This is a genomic window from Olivibacter sp. CPCC 100613 (assembly GCF_036959255.1).
In the GTDB taxonomy this organism is placed as follows: Bacteria; Bacteroidota; Bacteroidia; order Sphingobacteriales; family Sphingobacteriaceae; genus Olivibacter.
Window position 1 is genome coordinate 226,264 of record NZ_JAWMTI010000008.1, and the last position, 20,637, is coordinate 246,900.

Annotated in this window: 13 protein-coding genes and 1 pseudogene; 8 read left to right on the plus strand and 6 right to left on the minus strand. The window is 38.6% G+C overall.

The annotated features are described in order from the left end of the window. Positions 1–55: 55 nt before the first annotated feature. Entirely contained in the window at positions 56–2,554 is a 2,499-nt protein-coding gene (locus RYH73_RS21420) for a TonB-dependent receptor (RefSeq protein ID WP_335315530.1), read from the minus strand. Between the two features lie 393 nt (positions 2,555–2,947). Continuing rightward, a pseudogene (gene purL / locus RYH73_RS21425) lies at positions 2,948–6,607 on the minus strand (phosphoribosylformylglycinamidine synthase). Positions 6,608–6,898: 291 nt separating this feature from the next. On the opposite strand from purL, the gene RYH73_RS21430 reads away from it, so the two are divergent. The 4 genes from RYH73_RS21430 to RYH73_RS21445 all read left to right on the plus strand — a co-directional run bounded on the left by RYH73_RS21430 (position 6,899) and on the right by RYH73_RS21445 (position 10,983). Next, positions 6,899–7,645: a sensor histidine kinase gene (locus tag RYH73_RS21430; RefSeq protein WP_335315531.1), complete on the plus strand. Its 747-nt coding sequence runs from the start codon at positions 6,899–6,901 to the stop codon at positions 7,643–7,645. Next, entirely contained in the window at positions 7,642–8,346 is a 705-nt protein-coding gene (locus tag RYH73_RS21435) for a LytR/AlgR family response regulator transcription factor (protein ID WP_335315532.1), read from the plus strand. Before RYH73_RS21430 ends, RYH73_RS21435 begins: the two co-directional genes overlap by 4 nt. A gap of 106 nt (positions 8,347–8,452) precedes the next feature. Next, positions 8,453–10,726 (plus strand): cation:proton antiporter, encoded by a 2,274-nt coding sequence (locus tag RYH73_RS21440; protein WP_335315533.1) that lies wholly within the window; start codon positions 8,453–8,455, stop codon positions 10,724–10,726. Between the two features lie 38 nt (positions 10,727–10,764). Continuing rightward, positions 10,765–10,983, plus strand: coding sequence for a hypothetical protein (locus tag RYH73_RS21445; RefSeq protein WP_335315534.1), 219 nt, complete (start codon positions 10,765–10,767; stop codon positions 10,981–10,983). 68 nt (positions 10,984–11,051) lie between these two features. Here RYH73_RS21445 and RYH73_RS21450 read toward each other — a convergent pair whose 3' ends face one another. The 3 genes from RYH73_RS21450 to RYH73_RS21460 form a co-directional block, all read right to left on the minus strand. After that, complete coding sequence (locus tag RYH73_RS21450; protein WP_335315535.1) at positions 11,052–11,357, minus strand: hypothetical protein; 306 nt, start codon at positions 11,355–11,357, stop codon at positions 11,052–11,054. Between the two features lie 96 nt (positions 11,358–11,453). Further along, on the minus strand, positions 11,454–12,671 hold the full coding sequence (locus RYH73_RS21455) for an MFS transporter (protein ID WP_335315536.1): 1,218 nt from the start codon (positions 12,669–12,671) through the stop codon (positions 11,454–11,456). A gap of 30 nt (positions 12,672–12,701) precedes the next feature. Then, on the minus strand, positions 12,702–13,367 hold the full coding sequence (locus RYH73_RS21460) for a FadR/GntR family transcriptional regulator (protein ID WP_335315537.1): 666 nt from the start codon (positions 13,365–13,367) through the stop codon (positions 12,702–12,704). A 406-nt stretch (positions 13,368–13,773) separates the two neighbouring features. Here RYH73_RS21460 and RYH73_RS21465 point away from each other — a divergent pair, with 406 nt between their 5' ends. Next, a complete protein-coding gene (locus tag RYH73_RS21465; RefSeq protein WP_335315538.1) occupies positions 13,774–16,719 on the plus strand; it encodes an FAD-binding and (Fe-S)-binding domain-containing protein in 2,946 nt (981 codons plus the stop codon). 106 nt (positions 16,720–16,825) lie between these two features. On the opposite strand, the gene RYH73_RS21470 is transcribed toward RYH73_RS21465, so the two are convergent. Beyond that, entirely contained in the window at positions 16,826–17,701 is an 876-nt protein-coding gene (locus RYH73_RS21470; RefSeq protein WP_335315539.1) for a cold-shock protein, read from the minus strand. Positions 17,702–17,946: 245 nt separating this feature from the next. On the opposite strand from RYH73_RS21470, the gene RYH73_RS21475 reads away from it, so the two are divergent. Genes RYH73_RS21475 through RYH73_RS21485 form a run of 3 tightly spaced genes read left to right on the plus strand, consistent with a single transcriptional unit; the run spans position 17,947 to position 20,595 of the window. After that, a complete protein-coding gene (locus tag RYH73_RS21475) occupies positions 17,947–19,152 on the plus strand; it encodes an MFS transporter (protein ID WP_335315540.1) in 1,206 nt (401 codons plus the stop codon). A 30-nt stretch (positions 19,153–19,182) separates the two neighbouring features. Further along, complete coding sequence (locus RYH73_RS21480; RefSeq protein ID WP_335315541.1) at positions 19,183–19,845, plus strand: HAD family hydrolase; 663 nt, start codon at positions 19,183–19,185, stop codon at positions 19,843–19,845. Further along, the gene (locus tag RYH73_RS21485; protein WP_335315542.1) at positions 19,846–20,595 is read left to right on the plus strand and encodes a DeoR/GlpR family DNA-binding transcription regulator; all 750 of its coding nucleotides are present in this window, start codon (positions 19,846–19,848) and stop codon (positions 20,593–20,595) included. Positions 20,596–20,637: the final 42 nt, after the last annotated feature.

A 20,637-nucleotide genomic window follows, 5' to 3' on the forward strand; every position in this document is an offset into this window, starting at 1 on the left:
AAAAGCCGCTGTCATCTCACGACGGCAGCGGCACAAACACACATGAAATATTCTTTTATTTACCAACACGGTTTTTTTCTGAACTATCTAGACTTCGTTCGGATATTTTTAATTTTTGATTACCAAAGTTATAGGTGAACGTTAATCTGGCAACACGACTTTCCCAGGTGTTGAAAATACGGACGTTTAGGTTAGAATAATCTGTTTTAACAGTATTTGGTTTTGTATTAAATATATCAGTAACTGCAAATTTTATTTGCGCTTTTTTATTCCAAAAAGATTTGTTCACACCCAAATCCAAACCCCATGATGTACCAATCTGATAGATACTCCAACGTAGAGGAGATCGGTACTGTAAGGTAGTTTCAAAGCGCAAACTTTGCGTTAGATTAAAGGTATGATTGCTATTTGCTTGTACGGCAAACTGACCAAAATCAATAGGTGCAGCAGGAATATCTGCTTTATATCCAAGATGCATCGCATTTATATTCGTATTGCTACTCCATATTTTGCCGATTTCCAGGGGGATATTTAGATTAGCAAAGTATACATGCTCACTTGCAATATTCTCATTCGTTACATATACAATATTTGTTTCATCATCTTGGTACATCATTTCACCTACCATATCTTTGGTTTTTTGATACCCGGTTGTTAAGGTGTATTTCTTTAACAACGTATAGCTTAGTTCATAGGAGTTTGTGTAAGATGGATTTAGAAATGGATTTCCTTGCTGATAGCTGTAAGGATCAACGTAAAACAAAAAAGGATTAAGGTTGCCATAATTTGGTCGGTTTATTCTTCTGCTGTACGATAAGCCTACGCTCTGCTTATCTGATAACTGTTGATTCAGACTAACATTGGGGAAGAGACTTAAGTAATCTCGTTTATTTCTCACATTCATAGTTACTGAATTGCCATCCGAATAGGTATGTTCAGCCCGTAACCCTGCCTTGATCTCCGTTTTGTTGATGGTTTGACTGTAAATTGCATAGGCGGCACTGACTCGTTCCTTATAGATAAAGTAATTGGAACGATTTTCATTATTTTGCCACTCATCATTCACCTGGTTATAAAACCCCATATTGTTATCACTTTTGACACCACTATATTTTATGCCTAATTCGATCTTACTTTTAGCATTTAAAGGATGTGTATAATCAATTTTAGCAGTTTGTATGTTTATTATGGATGGCATATCATTTAAAATGAACTCAGGATCTCGTAAATACGCTCCACTTGACATATAAAAATAGTTGTCATAATAGTTAAGCGTCTTATCACTGAATCTGGAAATATCTGCTTCAATAACTAGCTTACGTCCATTCGTATCGATATTAAATGTATTGTTAACATTAAAAGAAATATTATTATAGCGATTTTTGCCTCGATTTAATGTGGTAAGTGTAGAATCCAAAGGGGCATTTAAATCCGAAATCCTGTTATTACTGGTAGAATGATCGTTCCCTTGCATGAAAAAGCCCGAAAATAAAAGACTTAAAGTATTTCTTTCAGATGTTTTGTAGTCTATACCCCCTCTTACGCTGTTACTTGCTCTTCTGTTTCGGAAGTCTGCAAATTGATCGAATACCTTTGCCGATGTATTTTGTCCCACAACACGATAGAGCTCCAGTGTATTGTTATAATTGCTGTTAACATAGCTATAGTTTCCAAAAAGATTCACTTTACCTGCCTTATGATTAATTTGCAAAGAATTGTTCGATTTGTGGGTACGCCCATATCCTCCACTCAGGCTTAATGTTCCATTCGTGCCTTCCATGTTATTTTTCTTCAACTTAATGTTGATAATCCCGGCAGTACCTGCTGCGTCATATTTTGCCGATGGATTGGTATTCAGTTCAATGGATTGAACATTATTGCCGTCCATCGATTTTAACATATTAGCCAATTGTTCAGCAGAAAGATAGGTTTGTTTACCATCAATCATTACTGTTACACCCTGCCTGCCCATAAGGCTAATATTTCCATCTTTGTCTACACTTACGCCAGGCGAACGTTCTAATATATCCATTGCGCTGTTACCCGCGGCTAAAGCGGTATTAGCAACATTCACGACTAAAGCACCGTCTTTTCGTTCAACAGTAGGCGTGGTAGCGGTAACCGTTACCTCTTTTAAAGCATTTGCTTCTGGCATTAAAATAAGAGGTGTGGCCTGTATTATTTGCGGCGATTTTACATTGATCGGCAAGTAAGCTTTGCGAAAACCTATCATAGACGCTGATAGAATATATGACCCTTTATTGACAGTGGGGACCTTATACTTGCCTTCCGCATCGCTGAATACAGAACGTATATAAGACGAATCAGCAGCGTTTAACAAAATCACGGTGGCTAAATCGACAGGTGCTCCTGTTTCATCCTTTACTAGCCCTTGAATGGTTGCTTTTTCCTGTGCTTGCGTATAAATGATAAAAGAAAAGAAAAGAAATATCGATAATAAAGAAGTTTTCAATAAAGGCATTGGTTTGTGTGTTTTTTTGTGTGTGTCGGGAATATTCATGGCTTTATTCTTTTTGCCAAAAGTATCTATCATGTATGTGTTCTTGAAGATGAATTAGGTAAAAGCATTCAAAATCTCGGTAAATAGCCTGTTTTGTTAGGTGAAATTTTTAGAGATAATAGAGGGCTGATAATCATAATGTCTGAAAAGGATTGATTTGGTTCTTAACGAAGGACTGTTTTGTATGTTTCATTGACAGAAAGGTTTATTTTTTGTTATTACTTCGCATTCTTATTTACCTAGACGCTAAAAATCTTAAAACGTTGCAAGGGAAGGCAAGACTTTAATAATAAAATTGCTTTTACTTGCGATTGACCATGGGTAAATAGCTAAGAATTAAATATAAAAATGATGTAAAATGAAGAAAGGGGAGGAGGGGAAGTCTCAATATCAAAAAAAAGCCCGGTTACATGTACCGGGCTTTTTCTAATGTTTTTCTATCCATTTCCTTGCATTGACAAATGCTTCTATCCATGGAGAAACCTCATCGTTTCTTTCACTCGGATAATGGGCCCAATGCCATTGAAATAAAGAACGTTCTATATGAGGCATCATTACTAGGTGCCTGCCGGATTTATCACAGAGCATAGCGGTATTGTAATCGGAACCATTTGGATTAGCAGGGTAGCTATCATAATGATATTTCGCCACTATGTGGTATTGGTCTTCATTGTAGGGCAATTGAAACTTACCTTCACCGTGTGAAATCCATACGCCCAAGGTGGATCCAGCGAGATTTGAAAGCATGATCGAATTATTTTTTTGTATGGTCAGAGCCGTGAAACCACTTTCGTGTTTATGACTGTCGTTATGTAACATTTTCGGTTTATCTTTATGATCCGGATTGATAAGCCCTAGCTCAATAAATAGCTGACAACCATTACAGATACCAACCGACAATGTGTCGGGGCGGTTAAAGAAGTTTTCAAGCGCTATCCGAGCTTTTTCATTATACATGAACGCCCCTGCCCAGCCTTTTGCTGAACCCAAAACATCGGAATTAGAGAACCCGCCCACAGCTCCTATAAATTGAATATCTTCTAAATTCTCCCTTCCCGAAATTAAATCAGTCATATGAACATCCTACACATCGAAACCTGCTAAATACATGGCATTGGCCAATTCGCGTACAGAATTGCTTCCCTTCTCGCGTATTACCGCAGCCTTTGGTCTATATTTTGTATTGTCAATCTGGGGTTTTTTGCCGTCAAAATGTGCAGGAAAAGAATAGTTGAGCACATGGTTTTTATAATTCCTGAAACGTTCTGTTGCTTTTTCTTGACCGCTTTGCTTTTGATCAAGCAAATAAGAGGTTTTAAACCAAATATCTCGTAATTCATCTATGTCGAATGACCATTGTGAAGCATTATTTGTTATTTCCAAAGTGGCTTTTTCACTTACCTGGCCGATTTTATAAAAGATAATTCCTTTTTCCTCTAAATCTTGTTCAATAGACTCATCTGCTTGAAAAACGATACCGATATTCTCCGCAAACAAAAGCTTAATACTGTCTTGTTCTTTCAAAGCAGATAAATCAATATTGGCTCCCAAATCACGGTCAGCAAAACACATTTCCAGTAAAGTAGTAATTAACCCCCCGCTACCGATGTCATGCCCGGCGATTATCTTTCCTGACTTTATAAGCTCTTGTATAGCATTAAAGGTTGCTTTAAAGGCTTTTGGATCGATGATATCCGGTGTATCAGTACCTATGCAATTTAAAATCTGTGCAAAGGATGATCCTCCCAATTTAGGTTTATCACCAGAGAGGTTTATATAGTAAATTTCACCCCGTTTTTTTTGCAGTACAGGTTCTACCACGGCAGTAATGTCAGTACAATGTGCAGCCGCAGAAATAATAACTGTTCCGGGTGCGATGACTTCGCCATCTGGATACTTTTGTTTCATCGAAAGAGAATCTTTGCCGGTAGGTATATTGATACCTAAGTCAATAGCAAAATCTGAACAGGCCTTCACAGCTTCATACAAACGAGCATCCTCCCCTTCATTTTTGCATGGCCACATCCAGTTTGCGGACAATGAAACACCTTGTAAACCTTCATTTAATGGAGCCCAAATAATATTCGACAAGGATTCGGCTACAGCATTTCGACTACCTGCTGCCGCGTTAATAAGTGCAGAAAGAGGGGCATGGCCAATTGAAGTTGCAACTCCATCTTTTCCTTGATAATCGAGTGCCATAACACCGCAGTTATTTAAAGGTAATTGAAGCGGACCAGCACATTGCTGTTTAGCAACACGTCCTCCAACACACCGATCTACTTTGTTTGTTAACCAGTCTTTACAGGCAACGGCTTCTAGTTGTAATAATTGATTTAAGTAAAGTGGCAAATCCGTTTCACGGTAAGAAAGATCACGGTATGTTCGTTTTATAGATTGATCTTCCATAATTGTTTTTGGTGAACTACCGAACATATCATTCAATGCCAAATCCATCGGTTTGGATCCATTACTCGAAGAAGCGATTGTAAAACGATGGTTACCGGTTACTTGACCAACTGTGTAGATGGGGGCCCGTTCACGATCGGCAATCTCTTTTAGCATTTGAAGGTGCTCTTCAGCAATTATCAATCCCATACGCTCCTGCGATTCATTACCGATGATTTCCTTTGCCGATAAAGTTGGATCACCGACAGGAAGCTGATCTAAATCGATTTGTCCTCCTGTACTTTCAATTAACTCTGAAAGGCAATTTAAGTGCCCACCAGCACCATGATCATGAATAGAAACAATGGTGTTATGATCACTTTCGACTAAACCACGAATAGCATTTGCTGCTCTTTTTTGCATTTCAGGGTTGGATCGTTGAATCGCATTTAGCTCGATACCTGAACCGAAAGCTCCTGTATCAGCTGAAGAAACAGCCGCACCCCCCATACCAATGCGATAGTTTTCACCACCTAATACAACGATTTTATCGCCAGTAGCAGGTTGCAGTTTTTTTGATTGTTCATTCTTACCGTACCCAACACCACCGGCAAGCATGATTACCTTATCGAATCCCAGTTTTCGCGCATCTTCCTCATGCTCAAAAGTAAGAACCGATCCGGTAATAAGCGGTTGTCCGAATTTATTTCCGAAATCAGATGCTCCGTTTGAAGCCTTAATCAGGATGTCCATTGGTGTTTGGTAAAGCCAGTCCCTTTCTTCCATAGCTTTTTCCCATGGCCTATTTTCTTCCAATCGTGAAAATGCGGTCATGTAAACAGCTGATCCAGCCAACGGTAAAGAGCCTTGCCCACCTGCAAGGCGATCTCTTATCTCCCCTCCAGAGCCCGTAGCCGCTCCATTAAAAGGTTCAACGGTTGTAGGGAAATTATGCGTTTCGGCCTTTAGCGAAATAACTGAATCAAATTCTTTGATGGTATAAAAATCTGGCTTGTCGGCACGCAAGGGGGCAAATTGTTGTAATTTCGGACCTTTAATAAAAGCCACATTATCTTTATAAGCAGAAACGATATTGTTCGGGTTTTTCTCTGAAGTTTTTCGGATCAGCTTAAATAAGGATGTTGGCTGTTCCGTTCCGTCGATAACAAAAGTGCCATTGAATATTTTATGTCGACAGTGTTCGGAATTAACCTGGGAAAAGCCAAAAACTTCGGAATCCGTCAGTTTTCTGCCAAGTTTTTTCGCTAGCGCATTTAGGTAGTCAACCTCTTCATCACTTAACGATAAACCTTCTTTTTGATTATAGGCCGCGATATCATCCACCTCCAAAACAGGCTCCGGTTTCAAATGAATGGTAAAAATATCTTGATCTAACCCCTCGTATTTTTGCAGCAACATGTGATCGAAATCGTTAAAATCGGGGTTTACCTCGGTAAATTCCTCTATTCGAAGAACAGCAGTAATGCCCATATTTTGCGTTATTTCTACTGCGTTAGTGCTCCATGGTGTTATCATAGTTGCTCGAGGCCCGACAAAGGAACCTGGTAAACTTTCATCGGAGAGTAATTCAGATCCACCAAATAGCCATATTAGTTTAGCGATTTCATCGGCGGTTAAAGGCCGTTGTATTTGTAGCGCGAAAATAGTGTGATGAGGGTTTTTAAAGAAGTAAATCATGATGTTTTATACGTGACGCAAAATTAGACAAAATTGCTTTTATATGCAATGTAGGAACGAGATAGTAGTGGTGGACGAGGAAAGAAAAATTTCGTCGGAAATAAAAGAACCGTTAAAATGAAGTCAGACAGGGATTCTTGCTTTTTTTTATTGTAAGCTGAATGTAAAATGATAAAAGAATGTCGTCTTAAACAACGCAGCTATCACAAACCTGCGTTAGACTTTCATTACTTCACGGATTTTTTCGGGAAATAGAATATATTTAACATTTTATTTGTTTATCAGGAAGCTATGGGTACTGTTAATACAGTATATTGGATTTTTACAATAGGTTTGGCGATTTTGCTATTAACAGCGATTATTGTTTTATTATTTTTATGGAAGAATCAAGGGCAATTACGGGAAGAAAACCGAAAGTTGCGGATGAGCTATGATGAAATCGAAAAAAAATACACAGGAGTTCATGCAGAGCAACTTCGATACAAATTAAACCCTCATTTATTTAGAAATGCTTTAAATGCGATTCAGTCGCATGCCTACCAAAGTTATTATGCTTTGGACAAGTTGTCGGGCGTGCTAGATTATATTCTATACGATACAGACGGACGATTGGTGACTGTAAAGGAGGAAATCGAATTTGCGCGAAACTTTATTGAGATAAATCGGTTGAAAACAAGTCCCTTATTTGATATACGGATTAAGAATAAGATCAACGAGGCAGATCCCCGTTGTCATCAAGCTGTAATTGCTCCGCTATCATTCATAAATCCGATAGAAAACGCCTTTAAACATGCTGATTTACAGAGTGATAATGCATTTATAAGCGTTAGTTTTTCTTTTGAAAACGATTCCTGGTTTGTATTACAGGTAGCTAATAAAACCAATGATCTCCCTCCTTCGTTAAATACAAGGGGTGGACTCGGGAATGATATTTATTTAGACCGCCTTTCTTCGGTGTATGGAGTGGAGGGATATTCTTGCAAAGAATCGATAAATAACGGAATTTTTATTACTGAATTAAGAATAAAAATATCATGAAGGAATTAAAATGTGTTTTGTTGGACGACGAGTTACCTGCTCTTCGATATTTGCGATCTATTTGTGAGGGGATTACCAATGTTGAAGTCATCAAAGCATTTAATAATCCTTTGAGATTATTGGAAGAAATAGACCAATTGGATTTTAATGTGTGCGTGCTGGATATTGAAATGCCGCAAATGAACGGAATGGAATTGGCAGGTAAACTAGATGGAAAAGCCATTATTTTCACCACCGCTTATAAAGAGTTCGCTGCTGAAGCATATGAACTTGAGGCAGTAGATTATATTATCAAGCCCATTCAGTTTGACAGATTAAAGAAAGCTTTTGAAAAGTCTTATAACTACCTTCTTCGAGAAGAGGTTCCGCAGCTCGTTCAACTGAATAGCAATAAGGGGAAAATACGACTGCTGTTTGCAGTGATTGCATTTATTGTTGTCTCTGAGATTGACAAAAGAGATAAAACAGTAGTGTATGATGATGGACGGGAGGTAACGTTAAAGAACATATCGTTTGACCAACTTGTTACCCTTCTTCCGAGAGAAGCCTTCGCGCGTATCAACCGGCAGACCATTGTTGCAGCTCGATGTGTACACGCTTTTACTCATAATCAGGTTACATTATTATTAGGGTCAAAGCCTATTGTTTTTTCTCTAAATGAACATTATCGTAAGGACTTTATTGCTTTGTTGGGCGCTTAGTTTTATTACATTTTATTTCCTGTTAGTTACAAATTAAGGTAACCTTGCTTTCATGAAACAGGTGTAAATTCTATTTTCGCCAAAATACTTAATTTAGTTATTCATAATGAGGCGGTACAAAGATTTAGTATTTTATGTGGTGAGTATCGGGGGTTTCTCTCTCCTTATTTATTTGTTGATTATTCAAGGTGCTAACTTAGAGTTTGCAAAAAAAGTGAAAATAGATCATGCGGAGATTTCTGGATCGGCGTGGGATCACTTTATCGATTCATTAAAACATAACTTTTCTTATCCGCTTGCCACACTATTACTTCAAATCATTACAATTATATTAGTAGCTAGGTGCTTTGGATATTTGTGTAGAAAAATTGGCCAACCAAGCGTGATTGGCGAGATTATAGCCGGAATTGTATTAGGACCGTCCTTGCTCGGTGCCTATTTTCCGGATTTTTCAGCCATTCTTTTTCCTGCAAGTTCATTGGGTAATTTGGGTCTCATGAGTCAAATTGGACTTATACTTTTTATGTTCGTTGTAGGGATGGAACTTGACTTGGGTATTCTAAGAAACAAGGCCCATGAAGCGGTTGTAGTGAGTCATGCCAGCATCATCTTTCCCTTTACGCTTGGTGTTGCCTTAGCCTATTTTATCTATCAGGACACAGCTCCCGAAGGTATCAACTTTATCTCTTATGCACTCTTTATTGGGATTTCCATGAGTATTACCGCCTTTCCTGTTTTAGCTCGGATTGTGCAGGAGCGTGGACTTTCGAAAACAAAGCTGGGTGCAATGGCTATCACCTGTGCTGCCGCGGATGATATAACCGCTTGGTGTATCCTTGCAGCAGTGATTGCCATTGTAAAGGCAGGCTCCTTAGCCAGTGCTCTTTACACAATTTTATTGTCGGTAGCTTATGTTGTGCTCATGTTAAAATTTGTACGACCCTTTTTAAAGCGAATAGGAGATCTTTATTCCACCAAGGAAAGCTTAAGTAAACCAATTGTAGGAATATTTTTTATAACACTTCTATTGTCATCTTGGAGCACTGAAGTTATTGGTATACATGCTCTTTTCGGCGCCTTTATGGCAGGGGTTATCATGCCTGCTAACATTAACTTCAGAAATATTTTTATTGAGAAAGTCGAAGACTTAGCACTTGTACTTTTGCTTCCTCTTTTTTTCGTCTTTACTGGTTTACGTACGCAAATAGGTCTGTTGAATGAACCAGGACTATGGGGGTTATGTGCTATTTTCATCGCAGTAGCTGTAATAGGAAAGTTTGCAGGAAGTGCAATAGCAGCAAGGTTTGTGGGGCAAAGTTGGAAAGGAAGTCTGACAATAGGAGCATTGATGAATACACGGGGGTTGATGGAGCTCGTTGCACTTAATATCGGGTATGACCTGGGGGTATTATCTCCCGAAGTTTTTGCTATGTTAGTACTTATGGCACTCATCACGACATTTATGACGGGGCCCTCTTTAGCATTTATCAACCATTTTTTTAAAGAGCAGAAAGAAGAAAGCTTTCCCACTCTACAAGTTGATAAATATAATATCCTTATTGCTTTCGGTAGCCCGTTAACCGGTCGGCTACTTGTCCGATTAGCTAATAGTCTGACGAGGAAAACAAAAGATACAGTGAGTGTTACTGCTTTACATCTATCTTTAGCAAATGAATTGAATCAATTTAACGCCTTTGAGTACGAGAAAGAAAGCTTTGCACCAATCCAGTTGGAATCTAAAGAATTAGGACAACCTGTTGTATCGTTGTTTAAGCCTTCAGATAATATTGACGACGATATCATAGAAACAGCTAATAGAGGTGAATTTGATCTACTTTTGGTTGGTATTGGTAAATCGGTGTTCGAGGGAACCTTGTTAGGCAGAATATTAGGACTTACCTCTACAGTTGTAAATCCCGAAAAACTATATGAGACATTTAAAACGAAAGGCAGCTTACTTTCTTTCGGTGTATTTGATGAGCGAACCAAACACATATTAAAGCATGCTAAAATTCCCACGGGTATATTGATTGATAAGCAATTGAGGGAAATTAAAGAAGTAGTAGTACCTATTTTTTCGTTAAGTGATAGTTTTCTATTGATTTATATACAGAAACTTATACAGAATGGCGGGGTCAAAATTTATATTATGGATCTTGCGGGCGTAATCAGGCAGAATGTCGAATTTAAGGAAGCTGTTAGAGCGATTGATGTAGTGGCGTCACATCACATATCGGTAGTGGATGAAAGAACGATGAATAAAGCTTTCTTAAGCCAAAAAGACCTGCTACTTGTTAGTTTGGATAGTTGGAAGAAAGCGGTCGAAACAAGAAGTGTCTGGCTTGCGGAAACCCCCTCAGTTCTTATTCTCAAACCCTAGTTGATCAAATAAACATTTAGTAACATAAATTTTCTATTATGGAGACTTTAATATTCAAGACCGATATTCAAACACCTGCTTTGAAAACTAAATTACTGAGTGCTTTGGAAAATATTAAAGGCCTTGCTCATTGGAGGCTTGATGTCGAATCGATTTATAAACTATTGGTAGTAAATGGTATCGGTGTGAATTATCTGGAGATTATAAAGGAATTGGAGAAAATCGGTATCCATGCGGTTCGCCTTTATGAGGAATAGACGGGTCATTAAAAAATCCCAACACGGTATGCTGGGATTTGTAGGCTTGGTTGGTGATATAAAAAATATTAAGCAGATGTTAAGTTGTTGTAGAACTCCATTTTCATGACTTCAATAATATGGCCTTCACAGGAATATGTAATAATAAAACTATGAAAATGGTTCTCGACCGTGCTTTCATTTCCGGAAAATAATACATCCATATATCGAACATATTGATAATCTGAATCCAAACGTTTATCAATCCAAGCATTCTGAAAAGGTTTAACCTGCAGATCATTTATATCTATTCCTTTTGGCAATTTTTCAGGGTGTTGTAAGAAGAACTTTTTAAGATAGTTTGCAAAGTCTTTGAGCGGAACAAAATTTCCCATAATACCTAGTTTGTTAATGTAAAACTAGGTATTAGCCATGATAACCGTGTATACATAAAGTATACAGAAAATTGTAAAAATATGCGCAAAAGATCGTTAAGACCTTTTACTTTGACTTTCTATGTTGGGAAGAAAACCCGTTATAATTCCTATCAAGGGCAAAAAAGCACATATTTTGAATACATAGTTGATACTTGTATGATCCGCTAACCAGCCCAAAACTGCCGAACCGACACCTCCCATTCCAAAAGCAAATCCAAAGAATAATCCGGCAATCATGCCTACTTTACCTGGGACGAGGTCGGTAGCATAAACTAGAATTGCGGAGAATGCCGATGAAATGATAACACCGATAAGTACAGCCAATATTCCTGTCCAGAATAGGTTTGCAAAGGGTAGAAGTAGTGTGAAAGGAGCCGCTCCCAATATAGATATCCAAATAATATACTTTCTTCCAAATCGATCTCCCAAAGGCCCACCGATCATTGTGCCGGCTGCTACAGAGGCTAAGAACGCGAATAAGTATAGTTGAGATTGTTGTACACTAAGATGAAACTTGTCTATCAGGTAGAATGTAAAATAGCTCGTCATACTAGCCATATAAAAGTACTTTGAGAATATGAGTATCAATAGAATACTGAGTGCGACAAGTATGCGCCTTTTGGGAAGAGCAGAAATGCTAGTAACTGTTTTGCTTACTTTTGTAGTTTTTAAATAGAGGTGTTCTTTATACCATTTCCCGATTTGTACGAGTACAATAATAGCCAAAATAGCCGCTAGAGCAAACCAAATAATGTTAAATTGCCCATAAGGAACCACTATTAAGGCAGCTAGTAGCGGGCCAATGGCGCTACCTGCGTTTCCCCCAAGTTGAAAAATAGATTGTGCCAGGCCTTTTTTTCCGCCCGATGCCAAATGTGCTACTCTGGAAGATTCGGGATGAAAAACGGAGGAACCCATTCCGATTAAACTTACAGCGACCAATACGGCTATGAACCCATTGGCCGTTGATAATAAGATCAGCCCGAGCAATGTAAATGCCATACCTATTGCAAGCGAATAGGGACGCGGTGTTCGGTCTGTATAATAACCAACAAAGGGTTGCAATAGGGAAGCTGTAAGCTGAAAGGTAAAAGTTATCATCCCTATTTGTGTAAACGATAAACGAAAATTCGTTTTGATCAAGGGGTAGATTGCAGGGATTACCGATTGAATCATGTCATTCAATAGGTGAGTGAAACTTATGGTAAAGAGAATGGAATAGACGGTTTTTTTTACGTCAGTATCGAGTGTGCTATTGGCAAGCGTTTTCATTTTTAATGACTGGATGGTAAAAAATTCTTGTTATTGTGAAACATGACCTATTATTTTTGCCGCAGTGTTCCAAGCTTTTTTGGGATTACAAGCAATTATATCTTTCAGAAGTTGTTCGTGGAGTTGTTGCGTATGCCTGAAAGCGGATGTGTCTGCATATATACTGTGAAACCAGTTGGTCAAATGAATGGAAACTGTTTTATATAAATCAGTCAAAATTTCATTTTGCGATGCCTCGGCAATCGAAATATGAAAATTAACATCAGCTGCAATACAGTTTTCCAGTAGATCGGATTCAGCTGCCTCTTTACGAGCAAGTAGGTGAATCCGTATTTGGTTGATATCCTTTTCTGTTCGATTAATTGCCGCTTTTTCAGCAATTTTCATTTCCAACAATTGCCTAACTTCATCTAATTCTTTAAAGTCCGCTCGTTTAAATCGCTGTTCGATAGGGTCTGTTTGGATACGAATATTCTCTACAAAAGTACCCACACCTTGTTGCACCCGCAATAAGCCGGAATTAACCAGTATTTTAACCGCTTCTCTAATGGTAGAACGACCGACACCAAAAGTCTTCATTAATTCCGGTTCAATCGGTAGCTTGTCATGTAATTTATAATGTCCGCTGAGAACTTGTTTTTGTAGTTTAGACGCGACTTCGTCGGCGAGTGATTTTCTTTGTATAAGTGTTTTCATTGTTTAATATACTATATACATCATATCATCAGATGAATTGGCAAATGTACTAAATGATCTGTAAAATCAAAGATTCTAAATAAATTATTATAGGTAGCGTTGTTTAAGTGTTTGCTATTAATTGCTTACTTCTGGTAGGCAACATAAACATACATTAGGTTGATTGATGCCGGGGGCAGTAAAAACTTAAATTTTTTAAGATTTAATGGAAAAGAAAGTATTTCTTTGTAAAGAAATGGAGGGCCCATGATGTTTTCAAAAACTCAATCACGAGGAAAAATGAAGCAGCAGAAATTAGAGAGGCTTTATTCCCTCATATTCGCCAACTTATACGTTGAGTAAATAGAGAACACTGTCAATAACGTAATGTCGAACCATTCATCATCGTTTATTTATAAACTTTTATATGGACTTTCCACAGATTAACCGTGAATTTAAAGATATAGAGTCTATTTTTTCAGGTGAGTTATACTACAATGATAGCTCCACGCACCATACCGTACGACTTGCCTATTCTACCGATGCTTCGGTATATCAGGAGCTGCCAATAGCCGTGGCAATTCCGAAGAACGACAACGATTTGAAGTTGTTAATAGCGCTTGCCAAACGAACAGAAATTACTTTAATACCGCGAACCGCAGGAACTTCCTTGGCAGGGCAGGTTGTTGGACGAGGCATAATTATCGATATCTCTAAATACTTTAACAAAATCATTGAAGTTAATCAGAAAGAGCGTTGGGTGAAGGTGCAGCCCGGGGTAATAAGAGATGATCTAAATGCCTTTTTGAAAGTATATGGCCTTATGTTTGGCCCCGAAACTTCAACCGCAAGTCGCGCTATGATCGGAGGGATGATTGGAAATAACTCGAGTGGTTTGCATTCGATCGTATGGGGGGATACGCGTAGTCATTTGCTTGCCGTAAAAGCCTTTTTAGATGACGGCAGTTCTGTGATTTTTGAGGAGCTCGACGAATCAACGCTGTTTAGTAAACTAAAACAGCAAGATAGAGAGGGTGAGATCTACAGGGCCGTTAATGATTTGTTGAATGATAATAAAAATCAAGAGGTTATTAGAAAAGGATATCCTAAACATTCCATTACCAGACGAAATACAGGTTATGCTTTAGATTTGCTGGCAAATCCCAAAGAATCGTTCAATTTTTGTAAATTGATCGCGGGGTCTGAAGGTACCTTGGCATTGGTTACTGAAGCCAAATTGAATCTTATTCCCTTACCACCTCAAGAGGTAGGCATACTCTGTATACATTGTTATTCACTTATCGAATCGCTACGAGCCAATATTATAGCCTTAAAATATCAACCTGAAGCATCGGAATTGGTTGATAAGTATATTCTTGATTTTACGAGGGATCATCCCACTTATCAGCATAATCGTTTCTTCATAGAGGGTGATCCTGCAGCCTTATTGATGGTTGAATTTCGTGACCATAATTTAGAAGGTGTAATTAATAAAGCGAATGCATTAAAAATGGCGCTAGAGGCCGATCATATAGGATATGCCTATCCGCTTATCACAGGAGATCGTACGAACTTAGTATGGGATGTTCGTAAAGCTGGTTTAGGACTTATTCGTAATTTACCTGGCGACACGCAACCTGTAAACCTTATTGAAGATTGTGCCGTATTGCCAGATGATCTTCCTTCTTATATAGAAGAAGTTCAGACAATACTGGCAAAACACAATACAAATGCATCTTACTATGCACATGCCGGAGCCGGGGAGCTTCATGTAGAACCTCTGATCAATCTGAAAACAAAGGAAGGTAAACATAAGTTCAGGGCTATATTGGCTGAAACGGCTGTTTTAGTAAAAAAGTATAATGGATCACTAAGCGGTGAGCATGGTGATGGACGTTTACGCGGTGAGTTCATAAAAACGGTATTAGGACAGCATGTTTACTTACTTTTAGAGGAAGTCAAATCTATTTTTGATGCTTCCGCAATTTTTAATGCGAATAAAATTGTTCGCACGCCACCAATGGACAAATTTTTACGATATGAAAAAGAAACTTCTTCCATTCATATAGACACTATTTTTGACTTTCATAAACAAGAAAATATTCTTCGTCTCACAGAAAAATGTTCTGGATCAGGTGATTGCCGAAAATCGCATATAACCGGTGGCACGATGTGCCCATCCTATATGGCGACACGAGAAGAGAAGGATACAACAAGAGCGAGGGCTAATATACTTCGACAATTTCTGACTCATTCTAATAAGGCCAACCGCTTTGATCACAAAGAAATCAAAGAAGTAATGGACTTGTGCTTAAGCTGCAAAGCCTGCAAAACGGAATGTCCTTCAGGGGTTGATGTGACAAAGATGAAAGCAGAGTTTTTGCAACATTACTATGACGCAAACGGTATTCCTTTTAGAACATGGCTTATTGCTAATTTTACTAAATCTCAAAAAATGGGTAGCTATGTTCCTCAATTGTACAACGCTGTTATAAAAAATTCTCTTTTATCATCGCTCGTTAAAAATACCATTGGATTTGCCAAAAAGAGATCGTTGCCCGAGGTGGGTAATATCACACTACGGAAATGGATACAGGGGCAAAAATCAATAGATACAGTCTTTAAGCAAACGGTATACCTGTTTTGTGATGAATTTACCAATTACAATGATACGGGAATAGGGCAAACTGCCTTTAAGTTGCTGAGCGCACTGGGATATCAAGTGACATTGATTAATCATAAAGAGAGTGGACGTACTTATTTATCGAAAGGCCTCCTGCGGAAAGCAAAAAAAATCGCAAATCATAATATTCGGATCTTTAAAGATCTCATTTCGGCCCAAAGCCCCTTGGTTGGCATCGAACCTTCTGCAATTCTTACGTTTAGAGATGAATATATAGACCTAGTTGATAAAGACTTGGTAGCTGATGCACAACGGGTGGCTGAACATACGTTACTAATTGATGAATTTATTGCAAAGGAAATAGCGCAAGGAAATATCAAAAAAAGCCAGTTCAAGGCTAGTGAAAAAAAGATAAAGCTTCATGGTCATTGTTATCAAAAAGCTTTTCACTTGGTTGGCTTCACCGAAAAAATATTAAGTTTTCCAACAGGATACAAAGTAGAAACCATACCATCCGGCTGCTGTGGTATGGCGGGCTCCTTCGGTTACGAAAGAGAACACTATCCCATTTCGCAGCAAGTAGGTGAACTGGTTTTGTTTCCATCTATACGAGCTGCCGACCCTAATGAAATTATTGTTGCACCAGGAACAAGTTGTCGACATCAAATAAAAGATGCTACCGATCGCAAAGCTCATCATCCCGTTGAAATTCTCTGGGATGCATTGGTTAATAAAAAAAATGCAAAATAACCCATTGAAATGGATTGATCAATTACTGGAGAATTAGGTTTAGCAGTAGGAAAAGGCGTTGCTATTGAGGCTAAAAAGATGTGATCCGAAATTCAAGCGGAATTTATCACCTGGTAATGCTTGTTGTTATATAGTTTTGCCAATGCTCTTTCTCGTCCCCATCTAACACATCAACAAAAGCCTTTGCGATCTCCATTTCATGTGCATTATTTAGATCTAACGCTTCAATGTTCGCTTCAACGATTTCAGCACAGAAAGCAGGCCCGAAACTATACGCTTTAATACGCTCTAATTCCTTATGACCAATTTCTGTTGCATATAAATACAAAATTTCTTCCGGAATCTCGAAATCTCCATCCGCCTCATATCCGATATACTGAAAACAACCATTTTTCCAAACAAGAAAAAGTATTTCATGGTTCAACGATTCTCCAAAAAATACATACATTCTCTTTAATAAGCTATCCGCGATCGGATGATCAAATAGTTCATACAATACCGAATTTACTAATTGAATATATTTAAGAAAAAAGGAGGAGTTCAACGATTGTTGAAAATATTCTGTGACGATATCAAAAATCTCGTCTTCAGCTTTGCCCTGCAAAATCTGTCTTGCTGCTAAATGGATTAAGGAATATTCTTCCTCTTTCTTTTTACGATGTCCTTTACTTTGTACATCTAGGCCCTGAGGTAATGTTATTTTAACCGACAGATTGAGAAATTGCATGGCTATATCCCAATCTTTTTTAGTTGTCGCTAAATGACAATTGTGACCGATATAACCGCCTTTTTTCCTGTCCGGTTTTTTTTCGCCAATGACAACATCGCCACTATCGATGGCAAGAGGCGTCGAACTAAAGCCACGAATATGAACGAATAGAGACTCTTCTTCAGGTAATGCGATTATCCCGAATCCTTTTTGATTATCAAACCATTTCACTGCACCGATGAACATGGCCTGGAGTTTTTGATTATGATTCAACGGCGATAAAAGTAAGCATTATTCATTAAAACAATAGCATTTTTTTTATTTATTTATTGATTATCAAATTAATGTAAACACAATCTTATGAAATATGGATAGGCCTACATGAGATGGGTTATTATTGGGTTATTCGGATGGAGGAACTCTCGAGACTTTTTTAGATCAACATCCAAACGACTTCCAATAAAATAGCGATGATAAAATGCTTTGCAATATAATGCAATTTTGCATAACTTTGCAATATGAATCATGCGTTAATTAAGGGGGTGGAAGTCGATCCAAGCAGGGCACGTTCCGCAACACAATATGTCTTTCTGGTTTGTGGATTAGGAATTTCCAGCTGGGCGCCTATGGTTCCTTACGCTAAGGAGAGATTAGGGCTTAATGACGCAGATTTAGGTCTGTTACTGTTGTTTTTAGGTGCGGGGGCTATTACGATGATGCCTATAACGGGAATTATGACAACAAGATATGGAAGTCGGTCGGTCATTTTAAGTTCAACTTTCATTATGGCGCTTAGTTTACCAATGTTACTTTTAATGACATCACCTATTTTAATGGGACTTATGCTTTTTGTGTTTGGTGCTGCGGTTGGTACGATCGATGTGGCAATGAACGCGCATGGTGTACAGGTCCAAAATATATTTACTAAACCAATTATGTCCTCACTTCACGGTTTATTCAGTGTAGGAGGATTACTGGGATCTTTAGGCTTGGGTTTCTTTATAAAATTAGGTTTGGAACCGATTGTCGCCGCAATTGGTATTTCGTTCCTGCTGCTATTCATTGTTTGCCGCCAGTATGCCAATTTGCTTTCCGGTAGTTCAGAAATCAAATTGCGAGAAATTAACTCATCTGCTAACATACATGAACAGGGCCGTTTCTCTTGGTTAAAAGGAAGTGTTCTCTTTCTAGGTATTATGTGCTTTATTGTCTTTCTGTCAGAAGGGGCAATGCTCGACTGGAGCGCAGTCTTTCTTCGAGAAATTAGGGGTGTGAGTCCGGAGTTTGCCGGTAGCGGTTATGCCGCTTTCTCGATAGCCATGGCGATCATGCGTTTGATTGGTGATCGAATTGTCGTACGTTTAGATGGAAAACGTGTTGTAGTAGGAGGAAGTCTATTGGCTGCGTTTGGGTTGTTTTTAGTCGTTTTTGTCCCATGGATTTCAGGAACTTTAGTGGGATTTGTTCTTCTTGGATTGGGAGCGGCTAATATTGTACCGGTATTTTTTAGTGAAGGAGGGAAGATAAGAGGTCTTTCGCCAACCGTGACAATTCCTGCCATTACAACGATGGGATATGCCGGACAACTGGCCGGTCCGGCAATTTTAGGATTTATTGCCTACGGCTTCTCACTCCCGATCGCTTTTGCATTTATTGGCGGTATGCTTTTACTCGTTGCGTTGAGTTATGGATTTCGAAACCTGGGGCAAGGTACGAGTAGTTAAGCAATTTTTTGAATAATTTCGTATTCAGTTATGGTAGGTATAAAATGTATAATATTTGATTGCGATGGTGTTCTTGTTGATACCGAATCAATTATGATTTCTGTTTTGCTGGAGATGGCCGGGCAGCCAAGTGTGATGGATTTGGACGAGGCGGTTAGTCTTTTTAGCGGCCGACAGATTTTAGAGACTATCAAAATGTTGGAAGAACGAAGCGGTAAAATTTTCCCAGCGAATTTTGAGAATGAATTTCGTAAAAAGGTCTATGAAAGATTTACGAAAGAAGTTAAGCCCATAGCAGGCGTGAGTGATTTGTTATCAGATGTGAAACTTCCCTATTGTGTCGCTTCGAGTGGGCCAAGGGAGAAAATCGAACTGAATCTGGGGCTGACCGGCTTATTGCGTTTTTTCGAACCTAATCGAATTTTCAGTTCTTATGAAGTCGGTAGTTGGAAACCCGATCCGGGAATCTTTTTGCATGCAGCTAACTCAATGGGTTACAGTCCCTCAGCATGCGCAGTTATCGAAGACAGTTTAGCAGGGGTTAAGGCGGGGCTGGCCGGCGGTTTTCATGTATATGCTTTTGTGAATGATCATAATGAAAAGACCTTGGCCGACGAAGGTGTGCAAGTATTCAGGGAAATGAGCGAACTACCTTTTCTATTGGGTCTTAGAAATGAATTAACAGGATTATAGATGGTAAAAGAACAACGGTTTGATCATATTTTAACTACGCTTAAGGTAGCAGAAATGGTTACTTATGATTCATTAGCGCAAACGCTAAACGTATCAGAAGACACCATCAGAAGAGATATTGAAATCCTCCATAAAAATGGTCTCTTATCTAAGGTAAGAGGAGGAGCCATTTTACGTGCTAAGAATCCCTTAACTTTTCAAGATCGGTCTTCCTACCTGAAAAAAGGTAAAGATGTAATCGCCTTAAAAGTACAGCAATTCGTGAAAAGTGGTCAAACCATTTTTATGGACGGAGGAACTACTATCTGCGCAGTCGCATCGCAATTTCCCCTTAATGCAAGTTTTCGGGTAGTGACCAATAATCAAGCGCTGGTGCCCATATTGGCAAAAAATAGTGGGATTGAAATTGTTGTTTTAGGTGGGATCTACCATCGTGATACAGAAACAAATATTGGAGCAAAAACCTGCCAGGAAGTTGCCTCCTATATTGCCGATATTTATTTCATGGGGGCCTGTGCTGCCGATCCTATTTATGGAATAACAGCTAGTGTACGAGAAGATGGGGAAGTAAAACAGAGCATGGCGAACGCGGCAGCGAAAACCATGGTATTAAGTAATCACGAAAAATTAAATCACTATGATTTTTTTAAGGTGTGTAACCTTTCAGCAATTGATGCCCTCATTACGGATCTTCCTGGCGAAGATGAACGATTAGATGCTTTCCGTAACAAGAATATCCATATTATCTAAGTACTTGGTGTTTTACAAATGTATAGAATTGTTTCTTTGGAT

What these genes read in the sequence shown, in the direction of transcription:
- RYH73_RS21420 (WP_335315530.1), bottom strand. Translation starts at nt 2,554, where the DNA reads ATGATAGATACTTTTGGCAAAAAGAATAAAGCCATGAATATTCCCGAC.
- RYH73_RS21430 (WP_335315531.1), top strand. Translation starts at nt 6,899, where the DNA reads ATGGGTACTGTTAATACAGTATATTGGATTTTTACAATAGGTTTGGCG.
- RYH73_RS21435 (WP_335315532.1), top strand. Translation starts at nt 7,642, where the DNA reads ATGAAGGAATTAAAATGTGTTTTGTTGGACGACGAGTTACCTGCTCTT.
- RYH73_RS21440 (WP_335315533.1), top strand. Translation starts at nt 8,453, where the DNA reads ATGAGGCGGTACAAAGATTTAGTATTTTATGTGGTGAGTATCGGGGGT.
- RYH73_RS21445 (WP_335315534.1), top strand. Translation starts at nt 10,765, where the DNA reads ATGGAGACTTTAATATTCAAGACCGATATTCAAACACCTGCTTTGAAA.
- RYH73_RS21450 (WP_335315535.1), bottom strand. Translation starts at nt 11,357, where the DNA reads ATGGGAAATTTTGTTCCGCTCAAAGACTTTGCAAACTATCTTAAAAAG.
- RYH73_RS21455 (WP_335315536.1), bottom strand. Translation starts at nt 12,671, where the DNA reads ATGAAAACGCTTGCCAATAGCACACTCGATACTGACGTAAAAAAAACC.
- RYH73_RS21460 (WP_335315537.1), bottom strand. Translation starts at nt 13,367, where the DNA reads ATGAAAACACTTATACAAAGAAAATCACTCGCCGACGAAGTCGCGTCT.
- RYH73_RS21465 (WP_335315538.1), top strand. Translation starts at nt 13,774, where the DNA reads ATGGACTTTCCACAGATTAACCGTGAATTTAAAGATATAGAGTCTATT.
- RYH73_RS21475 (WP_335315540.1), top strand. Translation starts at nt 17,947, where the DNA reads ATGAATCATGCGTTAATTAAGGGGGTGGAAGTCGATCCAAGCAGGGCA.
- RYH73_RS21480 (WP_335315541.1), top strand. Translation starts at nt 19,183, where the DNA reads ATGGTAGGTATAAAATGTATAATATTTGATTGCGATGGTGTTCTTGTT.
- RYH73_RS21485 (WP_335315542.1), top strand. Translation starts at nt 19,846, where the DNA reads ATGGTAAAAGAACAACGGTTTGATCATATTTTAACTACGCTTAAGGTA.